This is a genomic window from Plesiomonas sp. (assembly GCF_051650925.1).
Taxonomy (GTDB): domain Bacteria; phylum Pseudomonadota; class Gammaproteobacteria; order Enterobacterales; family CAMTGL01; genus Plesiomonas.
In genome coordinates, this window is the sequence record NZ_JBOFRH010000451.1 from 1 (window position 1) to 12,721 (window position 12,721).

General features: G+C 49.2%; 9 protein-coding genes. 4 read left to right on the top strand and 5 right to left on the bottom strand.

The window, feature by feature from the left end; translation table 11 throughout:
- Both ACRC27_RS10960 and ACRC27_RS10965 read left to right on the top strand, forming a co-directional pair.
- A partial coding sequence (locus ACRC27_RS10960) for a Ppx/GppA phosphatase family protein (RefSeq protein ID WP_438639872.1) occupies positions 1-1,113 on the top strand: 1,113 nt, incomplete at its 5' end.
- Positions 1,114-1,150: 37 nt separating this feature from the next.
- Positions 1,151-2,044, top strand: coding sequence for an aldo/keto reductase (locus tag ACRC27_RS10965; protein WP_438631702.1), 894 nt, complete (start codon positions 1,151-1,153; stop codon positions 2,042-2,044).
- A 209-nt stretch (positions 2,045-2,253) separates the two neighbouring features.
- Here the strand turns inward: ACRC27_RS10965 and ACRC27_RS10970 are convergent, their stop codons facing one another.
- The 5 genes from ACRC27_RS10970 to ACRC27_RS10990 form a co-directional block, all read right to left on the bottom strand.
- Positions 2,254-3,225 carry a PstS family phosphate ABC transporter substrate-binding protein gene (locus ACRC27_RS10970; protein ID WP_438622465.1) on the bottom strand — a complete coding sequence of 324 codons (972 nt, stop codon included), beginning with the start codon at positions 3,223-3,225 and terminating at the stop codon, positions 2,254-2,256.
- Between the two features lie 214 nt (positions 3,226-3,439).
- Positions 3,440-4,774 (bottom strand): phosphate regulon sensor histidine kinase PhoR, encoded by a 1,335-nt coding sequence (phoR, locus tag ACRC27_RS10975; RefSeq protein WP_438639873.1) that lies wholly within the window; start codon positions 4,772-4,774, stop codon positions 3,440-3,442.
- A 49-nt stretch (positions 4,775-4,823) separates the two neighbouring features.
- A complete protein-coding gene (gene phoB / locus ACRC27_RS10980; protein ID WP_438622463.1) occupies positions 4,824-5,513 on the bottom strand; it encodes a phosphate regulon transcriptional regulator PhoB in 690 nt (229 codons plus the stop codon).
- A 171-nt stretch (positions 5,514-5,684) separates the two neighbouring features.
- On the bottom strand, positions 5,685-9,464 hold the full coding sequence (locus ACRC27_RS10985; protein WP_438639874.1) for an AAA family ATPase: 3,780 nt from the start codon (positions 9,462-9,464) through the stop codon (positions 5,685-5,687).
- Positions 9,461-10,726 carry an exonuclease SbcCD subunit D C-terminal domain-containing protein gene (locus ACRC27_RS10990; RefSeq protein WP_438639875.1) on the bottom strand — a complete coding sequence of 422 codons (1,266 nt, stop codon included), beginning with the start codon at positions 10,724-10,726 and terminating at the stop codon, positions 9,461-9,463. The genes ACRC27_RS10985 and ACRC27_RS10990 overlap by 4 nt, the downstream gene beginning before the upstream one ends.
- Positions 10,727-10,851: 125 nt before the next feature.
- On the opposite strand from ACRC27_RS10990, the gene rdgC reads away from it, so the two are divergent.
- On the top strand, positions 10,852-11,766 hold the full coding sequence (rdgC, locus tag ACRC27_RS10995; RefSeq protein WP_438639876.1) for a recombination-associated protein RdgC: 915 nt from the start codon (positions 10,852-10,854) through the stop codon (positions 11,764-11,766).
- Positions 11,767-11,891: 125 nt separating this feature from the next.
- A partial coding sequence (trhP, locus tag ACRC27_RS11000; protein WP_438639877.1) for a prephenate-dependent tRNA uridine(34) hydroxylase TrhP occupies positions 11,892-12,721 on the top strand: 830 nt, incomplete at its 3' end.

The following is a 12,721-nucleotide window of genomic DNA, read 5'->3' on the forward strand; positions in this document are numbered from 1 at the left end:
TTGGTGGTAGACATTGGCGGCGGCTCTACTGAAATGGTTATCGGTGAAGGTTTTACACCGATATTTGCCGAAAGCCGCCAGATGGGGTGTGTCAGTTTTGCCCAGCGTTTTTTTCCCAACGGTAAAATCTCGGCCACAGCATTTAAAAAGGCGTGTGTCGCGGCACAGCAAAAGCTCGAAAATCTGAGCTGGCAATATCGTCAGTTAAACTGGGATTTTGCACTTGGATCTTCCGGTTCGATCAAAGCCGTGCATGAAGTAATTATTGCTATGGGCGATAAAGACGGCCGGATTTCGCGTGAGCGCTTAACCCGTATTGTCGATAAAGTGCTGGAATTTCCGGATATGGATTCACTGAAACTGGCTGGTTTGTCAGAAGATCGGCAGTCAGTTTTCGTACCCGGCTTGGCTATTTTATGCGGGATTTTCGATGAGCTGAAAATCACTGAAATGCGCTTCTCTGACGGTGCACTGCGTGAAGGCGTGATGTACGAGATGGAGGAGCGGTTTCGCTTTGAGGATATTCGGGTTCGTACCGCACTGAGCCTTGCCGAGCGTTATAAAATTGACCGCGATCAGGCAGGCCGTGTACGCGATACAGCAATGAATTTGTATCATCAGTGGCTGTTTGCTAACGCTGATGCCGCCAACCCGAAACTTGAAATTCTGCTTGGTTGGGCGGCATTGCTGCATGAAATAGGGTTGAGTATTAATGACAGCGGTATTCACCGCCACTCAGCGTATATTTTACAGCACACCAACTTACCCGGTTTTAACCAAGAGCAGCAAAATCTGCTGGCCACGCTAGCACGTTATCAGCGCAAAGCCCTGAAGCTTGAGGTAATGCCCTCATTTGCTCTGTTTAAGAAAAAATCACTCTACCCGTTGATTCGGATTTTGCGCCTGAGTGTGCTGCTCAACAAGCAGCGTCAGGCCACTAATCCGCCAGTATTTGCACGGTTATCAACGCAAGATCACGATTGGGAACTCAGTTTACCGGCACAATACCTGCAGCAAAATATGCTGGTACAAGCCGACCTTGAGATAGAGCAACAGTATTTACAGGATATAGGCTGGTCATTGACACTGTCTGAAGCGCCGCTGGCGGAATAATTTTCCCTACGGGCATCAATAAGACCAAGGATGAAAGATGCAACAACTTCAACTAGCGGCCAATGGGCCGCTTTTTTCCCGTATGGTGATGGGCTACTGGCGCTTAATGGAGTGGGGTTTTAATGCCCAACAAACAGCCACCTTCATTCAGCAGCACCTTGATTTGGGCATCACAACCACCGATCACGCAGATATCTATGGAAGCTACCAGTGTGAACAGGCATTTGGCGATGCGCTGCGTTTACAGCCCTCATTACGGCAACATATTCAGATTGTCAGCAAATGTGGGATAGCATTAACCGCCCGCCCTGAGTATGCGTTGAACCACTATATTACCGATGCCTCTCATATTATCGCCTCGGCAGAGCGTTCACTGCGTAATTTACACACTGATTATCTGGATCTATTGTTAATCCACCGCCCCGATCCATTGATGGATGCTGATGAGGTTGCCCAAGCATTCACGACGCTGCGTAAAAGCGGCAAAGTGCGCCATGTGGGTGTCTCTAATTTTACCGCTCAGCAGTTCTCGTTACTGCAAAGTCGGCTGGATTTTCCGCTGGTCACTAATCAAGTAGAGATTTCACCGCTGTATCAGGATTTACTGCTCGATGGCACGCTGGATCTGTGTCAGGAAAAACGCATCCGCCCGATGGCGTGGTCGTGCCTAGGCGGTGGGCGTCTGTTTACCGATCCGGCATACCAGACGCTGCGTGATGAGCTCGAGGCTATTCGCGGTGAGTTGGGTGCTATCAGTATCGAACAAGTGGTCTATGCATGGATTTTAGCCCTGCCAAGCCAGCCGCTACCGATTATTGGATCGGGTAAAATTGACCGTGTTACGCATGCTAGCCAAGCGGCTGATTACACGCTAAGCCGTCAGCAGTGGTTTCGTATTCGCAGAGCCGCACTCGGTTACGATGTGCCGTAATACAGGGTTATTGATAACCTTAGTAATACATAAAACAAGTGAATAGCGTTAGGTTTTCTACCGTATAAAATATAGGTTAAATAAAAAGGCCATCTCAAAAAGAGATGGCCTTTTTTAGTTTCTGATCGCCGATTCAGCAAAAAACAGAGCCTATCGGGTTACGCTAACAGCGTGTACTCACCACATGCAGCCACGCCGTTACTTCACCATTATTTGACGCCCAGCGTTTCCAGATCTTTTGCGATAACTTTTGCTGGAACAGGGATGTAACCGTCTTTTTCAACCAACTCTTGACCTTGCTTAGACAGAACCATTTTCAGGAACTCTGCAGTCATAGGATCCAGTGGTTTATTCGGGTGCTTGTTCACGTAGATATACAGGTAACGTGATAACGGATATGTACCGTCAATGGCGTTAGCTTCGGTCGGTTCTACGTATGCAGTGCCTTTCTCAGCCAGTGGCAACGCACGCACGCCTGAGGTTTTGTAACCAATACCGGTATAGCCAATGCTGTTAAGTGATGCACCAACAGACTGCACTACGGATGCTGAACCCGGTTGTTCGTTCACGTTGCTGCGGAAATCGCCTTTACACAGTGCGTGATCTTTAAAGTAACCGTATGTACCCGATACAGAGTTACGGCCATACAGTTGAATATCTTTATTGGCCAGCTCACCAGTAACACCTAATTGACCCCAACGGGTAACGGGCTCATTCGCGCCACATTTGAGTGTAGTGGAGTAGATAGCGTCAAGTTGCTCAAAGTTCAACCCTTTGATCGGGTTATCTTTATTAACAAAGACGGCCAAGGCATCAATAGCAACCGGAATACCAATAGGTTGATAACCAAATTTCTTCTCAAAGGCTTCGATCTCTTTGCCTTTCATCTTACGGCTCATTGGGCCTAATTGCGCAGTACCTTCGGTTAACGCTGGAGGCGCAGTTGAAGAACCGGCAGCCTGCACCTGAATGTTTACGTTCGCATATTCACGCTTAAACTGTTCAGCCCACAAAGTCATCAGGTTAGCCAGCGTGTCAGAACCTACAGAAGACAGGTTGCCTGAAACACCGCTTACTTTTTTATAATCGGCCAGATTGCTGTCTACCGCCGCATAAGTGCTGCTGGCAAACGAGGCAACCAAGGTAAAACTTAAGGCGCTGACAAGTGCTTTCAATTTCATTTTAAACTCTCCATAAACGGTCCTTCGTAGAAGTCGGGGCTAGTATCCTGCGAACTGATGACAGTTTTATCTCTTAAAGGTGACAGTTAAATGACATTCGATTATTTATTTGTCTATTTTCTGTTTTTCATCTACCGATACGGCCAATGGGTTCTCAATACTCAACCCCGATCTTGCAGAATAGATACAATTTGAATACACGCGAATCAATGTGTTAAGCGTTGTACTTCTGCCCCTGTACTACTCCTGATAGCGGCTCGCTCTGCACCAAGAGTGATTGAGGCACCACAAACGAGAACTGGCTGCCAATACCAAGCGTGCTTTGAATATCTAAGCGGCTGTCATGATGAATGAGCGCATGTTTAACAATAGCCAGCCCCAGCCCGCTGCCGCCGGTTTTACGTGACCGCGCTTTATCCACCCGATAAAAACGCTCTGTTAAGCGGCCAAGATGGTTAGCCGGAATACCGGGGCCGTTATCTTTGACTTCAAAACAGGCACCGGTTGGGCTTTTATACCAACGAACATGGATCTGCGTACCCTCGGGGGTATGGTTAATCGCGTTATATACCAGATTAGAGACTGCGCTGCGCAGTTGCTCTGCATCCCCATAAACCTGTAACTGATGGTCGATATCAAAACTGACCGTATGCTCTTGGCTTAAGCCGATGGCATCATGTTCGAGTAGATCCAACATGGCCGGAATATTAACCGGTTCATTAAGGTTAATTTCTGGCGCAGCTTCAATACGCGAAAGGGTTAAAATCTGCTCAACCAATGCTTCCATACGTTTAGTCTGTTCAAGCATAGTTTTGTGGGCTTTAGCCCAGAGTTCGGGATCGGTATCGTCATCATCGAGCATTTCGAGATAACCTTGTAATACGGTCAGCGGCGTGCGCAGTTCGTGGCTGACATTGGCAAAAAAGTTTCGCCGCATGCCCTCTAGCTGACGCATTTTTGTAATATCGCGGGCGGAGATCAAAAATTGCCCTTCGCTGTAGGGCATAACACGCAATTCAACATACCGATCATGGTTGGCCGGAGATGCAATCACCAAGGGTTTACTGAAGTTTTTGGTATGCAGATAGGCGGAAAAATCAGGGCTACGAACAAGGTTTAAAATATGCTGCCCACTATCTTCTGGCCAGCGAAAACCCAGAATATGCTGCGCCAGTTTATTGCACCAAAAAATACTGCCATCTTCAGTACATACTACTACGGCATCAGGCAGTGATTCTGCACCACTGCGAAAACGGCGGATGAGTGTCGCCAGTTCACGGCGGCGGCGGCGGTTACGCTGCTGTAAACGGTAAATACCGTTAAACAGTGGCCCCCAGCTGCCTCTTCCTGTCGGCGGGGTCATGCTTTTATCCACCCATAACCAACTCGATAATTTAAGTTGGTTGTAGAAGTGCCAAAGCAAGGCGGTAACCGACGCTATTATCATTAATAGCAACATATGCCCAAATATCAGGCTTGCAATGAGTGCGGGGATATAAAAAAACGCCAACTCTTTTGCCAGCGTTTTCCATGACAAACGCTCAACCATGTTCTACTCCATACCTCGGCACTCACATTCTCAATGATGATTTCAGGTATTAATAACGGGATGAGAATCGGTAACCTGACCCTCTGACCGTTTGCACTAAACGATCATGCCCTGAACACTCTAATGCTTTACGTAAGCGTCGAATGTGCACATCAACGGTACGATCTTCGACATAAACATTCGTGCCCCACACGTTATCAAGTAGTTGTTCACGGCTGTAAACACGTTCTTGGTGAGTCATAAAAAAGTGCAGCAATTTGAACTCTGTCGGGCCCATATCGAGTGGTTGTTCACCGGAGGTGACACGATGAGAGATAGGATCGAGCTTTAAGCCTTGTACATCAATCACATCTTCAACCAAGGTTGGCGATATGCGACGCATGACCGCTTTTATACGCGCCACCAGCTCTTTGGGGGAGAAGGGTTTGGTGATGTAGTCATCAGCGCCAACCTCTAGCCCGCGAACGCGGTCCTCTTCCTCACCGCGCGCAGTGAGCATCACTACCGGAATATTGCGTGTGATCTCTTCCCGTTTAAGGTGCTTAATCAGTTGAATACCCGTTCCCCCTGGCAGCATCCAATCGAGTAAGATCAGATCAGGGTAAGGTTCAGCCATTTTGTTGATAGCCGCTTGATAATCTTCAGCTTCTACCGGTTCATAGCCTTTTTGTTCCAACACAAAACATAACATGTCGCGGATTGGTGCTTCGTCTTCAACGACGAGAATTCGCCTTGCCATAACGATTCCTGTTTAAGTATTCTCTCCTGAGATCCTGCGGCATTATGGGTCATTTTTATGACAGTTACGTTAACGTTGCTGCCAACCCCTCATTTTTCCGCATTTATTGTTCATGTAAAAACATAGCGTACTGTTTTTCATGAACATTTTGATCTGTTTTTTGAGACTGAACTAGCGGGCTAAAATACGGATTTGGCTGCACCCTCCGCCGATACTTTCTACGGCAATGCGTGTACCAATCCGTTCAACCAGCGTTGTGACATGTGAAATTACGCCAATCTGACGCCCTTCCGCTTGTAACGCATCAAGGCACGAGAGTGCCTGCTCTAAGCTGTCGGGATCAAGCGTACCAAATCCTTCATCAATAAACAGCGTACCCAAACGGCGCGTATCAGCACACAATGAAGCCAATGCAAGTGCCAGCGCCAGCGAGAACAAGAACGTTTCACCACCGGATAAAGACTCAACGGCGCGTACTTCATCCCCCATATCATGATCGATAACCTGCAACGATAAGGTGCTGTCTGGCACCCGCATTAATTCATAACGCGGAGCAAGATCGCACAGATGTTCATTTGCGGCCAGTAACAGGTGTTCAAGTGTCAAACCTTGCGCGAAAGTGCGGAACTTATTGCCGCTGGCCGAGCCGATAAGATCATTTAACTGTAACCAACGTTCGGTTTGCACTTGCTGCTCAATGATTCGCTGTTGCAGATCACCGGCACGCAGTGCAGCTTCCTCTGCCTGATGCAGTGTGGTCTTGAGCGTAAATAACTGATCGCGATACTGCTGTAATTGCTGCTGCACATGGGCAAACAGAGCGGTAGGCTCAATATTGGCGGCCACTGCCCATTCAGATAACGTGCACTGTGCCTGCGCTGCACGCGGTTGTAGTGTCTGCAACTGTGTTTGCCGTTCATGTAAACGGGTAAAGGCATCATTGTATGCTTTTTCATACGCTTGCAGCGCGGATCGTTCACTTTGCAACCATGCAGGATCACGCTCTAACCATGCCAACAATTCCGTTTCAGTACATGAGTACTGTTGCTGAGCCTCCTGCCATGCAGTGAGTGATTGCTGATACCGCTCCAGCGCATGCTGCTGCTGCTCTTGCAGGGTTTTCAAGGTTGCTTTATCTGCCGCCTCTTTTTGCTGTAACACCTGATACTGGCGCTGAAGCTGTTGATACTGTTTTTCTGCTTCATTACGTGCAGTTTTAGCCTGTTGTTCAATCATCGCCAGCGGGCTATTTCCCAGCAGTTGAGATCGCGCAATTTTATGCTGCTGATGTTGCTGCTGAAGCTGTGCTTTTTGCTGTTGCAGTTCATTGTATTGCTGTTGACGCTGTTGGATCACGGCAGCAAGCTCTGCGCATTGGGGTTCAAGTTCGCGCAAACTTCCCAATAGCTGCTCTTGCTGATTTTTTTGTTGGATATACTGCTCGGTTTGCTGTTGCAACATCTGCAGTTGCTGCTGGGCATGTGGCTGGGTTATCCAGTTTAACCACTGCGTATGGCCAAACTGCTCACTGATACTGGTTGCTCGCTGCTGTTGCTGCTGTTGTTCGTGAGCGATTTTTTCATCAAGATGCGTTTTCTGATCGTGAGTCTGAACTATCTCTTGCTGTAAGCGAGCTAGCGTTTGCTGCTCTTTGCTCAGTTGCAGACTCAGTTGTAGGCGCTGCTGCTGCAGTTGCTCTTGCTTTTGCTGGGCACTTTGCAAACGCCGCAATTGCAGCTCACTCTCTTGCATCTGTTTTTTCAGATGAAGATGTTGCTGCTCAAGCGCCTGAGTCCAGACAGCCACAACCTGGGTACGTTCAAGATCAGCCCATGCCAGTGCAATCTCGGGTTCGGCAATATTCTGTACGGCATCGTGAAGTTCACGACTGTGCTCTTCCCGCTGGGTCAGCCATTGTGCCAACTGGCGTTGCTGCTGAGGTTGTTGTAGCGTGTTTTGTTGCAGCCAGTGGCGCAGGGTTTGCTGCTCAGTTTCGGTTTTACGTAGTTGCGTCTCCAGCTCACGCAGGCGCTGTTGCTGCAATGACAACAAACTCTGCATTTGCGGTGCGGCGGCCTGATAAGGGTGGTCAGTGGCTCCGCATAACGGGCAGGGTTGGCCACTTTTAAGCTGCGGGCGGAATGCATCTAGCTCTACGGTCGTGCGCATCTGCTCAAGTGTATATTGAGCCTCACTATGCTGGGCGCGTAGCCGAACACGCTGCTGCTCATACTCTGCAATACTGTGTTCGGTTGCGGCAATTTGTTGCTGATTATCATGCTGCTTTTGCTGCTCGGCGATAATTGACTGGTTAAGATGCAGCCAGTGCTCACTGCGGTTGCTGATACGTTGCAGTAACTCAATCTGTTTTTGATAAGTATTCTGTTGCTGGGTGATCTGGTGCTGCTCTTGATGCCAGAGATTGCGGGTTTGCTCATCAGGCGCATGGCCAAGCTCAGCCGTTTGTTGCTCAGTTTTCCTGATGAGATCAGATTGCTGTTGCTGGGCTTTTTGTTGTGCAGGCAAGGTTTCACTGAGTGACAACGCACTTTTTTGCCACTGTTCTATATGCTGATGACTATGCCGGTATTGCTCGAGTGCATCATGCAGAGGCTTATATTGCGCCGCAATACTGGCAACGGTATGCAAACTTTGCAGTACAGATTCAGCATTAGTAAGCGCTCGCTTTCTTTCTGATACCTGACGCGATAGGCCATCAAGCTGATACTGACCGTTATCTAACTGCTGTTTCTGATCCCGTTCAGTACGCTGTAGTGTCTGCTGGCGCACGCCAATATCAGCCATTTGCAACTCAAGCGCAGCACCGGTTTTCAGTTTTGGCTCCAGCATTTCCCACTGGGTATCAGTTTGTATATAACGCGCCTGTGCTGCTTCTATTTGCTGGCTGATATCTGATAGTGATTGCTCACTTTGCAAAATAGTTTTCTGTTGCAACACACACTGCTCGGTCGCCCGTAGCTGCTGGCGATCTGCTTCGCTCAGCCGTTGTAATAGCGTTCGCGCAGGCTGAATACGCTCAACATCCTGTAAATAAGCAATACGCGGTGCAAGGTTCTCTTGTTGTGTCTGCTGTCTATCGGCATGCTGCTGCGCCTGCTGTAACGCTGTTTGCAGTTCATCTTGCTGACGTAGTAGGTTCTGTTGCTCACGAACCTGATCACTACGTGCCTCTTCTGCAATAAGCTGCTGCTGTAGTTGTGCGTACTGTTGTTGCAGCGCCTGTTTTTCAGGCTCACTCAATAAGGCTACATCACCCAACTGTGCGGTAAGTTGAGTAAGTGCCTGCTCCTCTTCCCGTGCCCGTGTATAAGCCTGTTGTGATAGGCGCGAGTAAATTTCGCCCCCCGTCATTCGCTCGAGTAGCGCAGCACGCTCATCAATACCGGCCTTTAAGAAGGCGGCAAAATCCCCTTGTGGTAACAATACGGCCCGCTGGAACTGATCCAGCGTCAACCCCAACAGGGTTTCAATGCGCGCCAGCACTTCGGTTTTTTTACCCGCATAGCGAGTTTGATCATGCAAATTTTCCAGCCACATTTCACTTTGCTGCAAGCGGCCCTCTGCGCGATTACGCGCCCGGCGAACACGCCAATGAGCGCGGTAGATAACCCCCTCTTCGGTACTAAAATCTACCTCAGCAAAGCCTTCAGTTGCCCCACGCCGTAAAATATTGCGCACATCATTGGCGGCAATGCGGTTCGGATCATCTTCCCGCCCAATTTGAGGGTCATTTTTGCGGTTACTTTGTAAGCGTGGAACACGGTCATACAGCGCCAGACAGATAGCATCGAGCAAGGTACTTTTTCCTGCCCCCGTGTTGCCGGTGATGGCAAACAGCCCTGCATCCCCCAAAATGCCCTGAGCAAAATCAATGCTGAACTCTTGCTGTAGGCTGGCTAAGTTCTCTCCGCGTAAGGCGATAATTTTCATGATTTTGCCCTCTCTTCGCCCTGTTCAAGCTCTTCAGTATGCGCCAACAACTCATTAAAAGCCTGCTGCAAGGCCGGTTCAGGGTCTCCGGCAAAACGGCGCTGATAGCAAAGGCGAAACGCCTCTTCGGGTTTGAGTTCAGCCAGTGTCTGGCGTGGCAATATCCCCTGTGTTTTTGGCGGATAGGTCACACTGATTTTTGCCAAACGTACGGCCTTTCCTGTCAACACGGCTGCAATTTTTTCACGCAGCATGGCAATCGGTTTATCCAGTAAAACCTGAACCTCAAGGAAAGGCTGCTGTGCCCGCGGTAAAGGCTCAGTATGTAACTGCTCAAGCTGTGACAATACTTCACTTAGCGGCAGTGGTTTTCCCGGTAAGCGCAACATGTCGCAATAACGTGGTACATACAGCGGTGTAATCTGCAATAACGTTGCGCCAGCGAACTCACACAGCAGAACTTGGTGCCGATAATTGTGCTCAGCCAGTGACAACGGCAGCGGCGAGCCGCTGTAGCGAATATGCTCAGTACCCGCCACGCGCTGCGCCATGTGCAGGTGTCCGAGCGCCACATAACTGAGTGCCGGGGGAAAAATATCTGCCGGTAGTGCATGCTGATTCCCCCCCAGCACACGGCGCTCCGACATCTCCGATAATTGCCCTGCCGCCATATACGCATGCCCCATTCCTATTAGTGGGATAGGTGCAAGACCACGCTGAGTCTCTGCCGCCGCGACTGCCGAGCGATACACTGCCCGTACGCCTGATAACAACCGATCTTCGGTATCTTCCGTTCCGCGCAAATCAGCACTACGCAAAAAGGGCACCGCCAGCACAGTGCCACACACTTGACCTTCGGCATCAAGCAACGGAATTTGCAGGCGTTCGGTTTCCAGCTCACCGTGCTGATCACGGCTGATTGCGCCGATTAAATGCAAGTTAAAAGCGCGCAGCAGTTCATGTGGCGCATCTAATTTACTGGGCGAGTCATGATTTCCACCAATCATCACCACATTTAAATGCGGCATCTGGCGGGTAATGTGTGCCAAAAAACGGTACAACATTTGCCATGCGGATGCCGGCGGATTTGCCGAATCAAACAGATCGCCAGCCACCAGCAATACATCAGCCTGCTCACGCAACAGTGTAGCCTGTAGCCAATCTAAAAATGCCTGATGCTCGGCACTGCGATCATACCCGTGTAGATGGTGTCCTAAGTGCCAGTCGGCGGTATGCACTATTTTTAATCGTTTTTCAGTCATATTGATCCACTTCGTTACACACAGGAAAACAGATAATTACTACGCATTGTGCCGGATAAGACGACAAGATAAAGCCTGATCCGTTATTATTGTGCGCATTACTCTCTCTTCCCACGGAAAGTCTTATGCTCTGGTTTAAAAATCTCATGGTCTACCGCTTCAGCCGCGATATCAGCTTGCAAACAGAAATGCTAGAAAAACAGTTGGCTGATTTTGCGTTTACTCCGTGTGGCAGTCAGGATATGGCCAAATTCGGTTGGGTTTCTCCTCTTGGCCGCAATGCTGATGCCTTTGTGCATGCCACGCAGGGGCAAATTTTGCTCTGCGCGCGCAAAGAAGAGAAGATGCTGCCCGCAACGGTCATCAAAGAAGCGGTCTCTGCAAAAGTGGCACGCCTTGAAGCAGAGCAGCAGCGCAAATTGAAAAAAACCGAGAAAGACAGCATTAAAGATGAAGTGCTGCAAACCCTGCTGCCGCGTGCCTTCACCAAAAGTAGCCAAACCCTCGCTTGGATTGATACGACACAGGGCTTGATCATGATTGACGCAGCTTCAGCAAAGCGGGCAGAAGATCTGCTGGCTCTGCTGCGTAAATCACTCGGCAGCCTGCCGGTGCTGCCATTAAATGTGCAAAAGCCAATTGAACTGACCTTAACCGAATGGGTGCGCAGTGGTGATGTACCGGCCAGTTTTAACCTGCTCGAAGAGGCAGAGCTTAAATCTATTTTAGAAGATGGCGGGGTGATCCGCTGTAAACAGCAAGAATTGGTGTGTGATGAGATCATCGCGCACATTGAAGCGAAAAAAATGGTCACCAAGCTGGCACTTGATTGGCAAGATCGCATCAGTTTTATGCTGTGCGATGATGGCTCATTAAAACGTCTGAAATTTGCCGATGCTCTGCGCGAGCAAAATGATGATATTGATCGTGAAGATACCGCCCAGCGTTTTGATGCCGATTTTTCACTGATGTGTGGCGAAGTGGCCGCTATGCTGCAACAGCTGGTTGCAGCATTAGGCGGTTTTGCCGAGAAAGCGTAACCCCGATCACACTCTTGCCGCAGGCCGTGCTAGAATGCGCGCGCTGCGGCAACTGCATGCCGTAAAACCGTTCCCAATCAGGTTGGGCACGACTGATTTGTTATCAGATATCTAAAGAGACCACCATGTTTAAACCCGAACTTTTGTCGCCCGCCGGCAGCCTGAAAAATATGCGCTATGCCTTTGCCTATGGTGCAGATGCCGTGTATGCCGGACAGCCACGTTACAGCCTGCGTGTGCGTAACAATGAATTCAACCATGAAAACCTGCAAATCGGCATTAATGAAGCCCACGCGCAAGGCAAAAAATTCTACGTTGTCGTCAACATTGCCCCGCATAACTCAAAATTAAAAACATTTTTGCGGGATCTCAAACCGGTTGTCGATATGCAGCCTGATGCATTGATCATGTCAGATCCAGGCCTGATCATGATGGTACGTGAAGCCTTCCCTGAAATTGATATTCATCTTTCAGTACAGGCCAATGCTGTAAACTGGGCGACCGTAAAATTCTGGAAAAGCATGGGGTTAACGCGAGTCATTTTATCACGCGAGTTATCACTCGATGAGATAGAAGAGATCCGCCAGAATGTACCGGATATGGAGCTAGAGATCTTCGTACACGGCGCTCTGTGCATGGCTTATTCTGGCCGCTGCCTGCTTTCAGGCTACATCAACAAACGTGATCCCAACCAAGGCACCTGCACCAATGCCTGCCGCTGGGAGTACAAAATGCACGAAGGCAAAGAAGACGACACCGGCAACATTGTGCATAAACAAGAGCCGATTGCCGTCCAAACGATCGATCCGGCTACTGAACTGGCCAGCGAACCCACGCTTGGCGCAGGCGCACCGACCGATAAGATGTATCTGATCGAAGAGGCCCAGCGTCCGGGAGAATATATGAGCGCGTTCGAAGATGAACACGGCACATATATGATGAACTCTAAAGATCT

What these genes read in the sequence shown, in the direction of transcription:
- ACRC27_RS10965 (WP_438631702.1), top strand. Translation starts at nt 1,151, where the DNA reads ATGCAACAACTTCAACTAGCGGCCAATGGGCCGCTTTTTTCCCGTATG.
- ACRC27_RS10970 (WP_438622465.1), bottom strand. Translation starts at nt 3,225, where the DNA reads ATGAAATTGAAAGCACTTGTCAGCGCCTTAAGTTTTACCTTGGTTGCC.
- phoR (WP_438639873.1), bottom strand. Translation starts at nt 4,774, where the DNA reads ATGGTTGAGCGTTTGTCATGGAAAACGCTGGCAAAAGAGTTGGCGTTT.
- phoB (WP_438622463.1), bottom strand. Translation starts at nt 5,513, where the DNA reads ATGGCAAGGCGAATTCTCGTCGTTGAAGACGAAGCACCAATCCGCGAC.
- ACRC27_RS10985 (WP_438639874.1), bottom strand. Translation starts at nt 9,464, where the DNA reads ATGAAAATTATCGCCTTACGCGGAGAGAACTTAGCCAGCCTACAGCAA.
- ACRC27_RS10990 (WP_438639875.1), bottom strand. Translation starts at nt 10,726, where the DNA reads ATGACTGAAAAACGATTAAAAATAGTGCATACCGCCGACTGGCACTTA.
- rdgC (WP_438639876.1), top strand. Translation starts at nt 10,852, where the DNA reads ATGCTCTGGTTTAAAAATCTCATGGTCTACCGCTTCAGCCGCGATATC.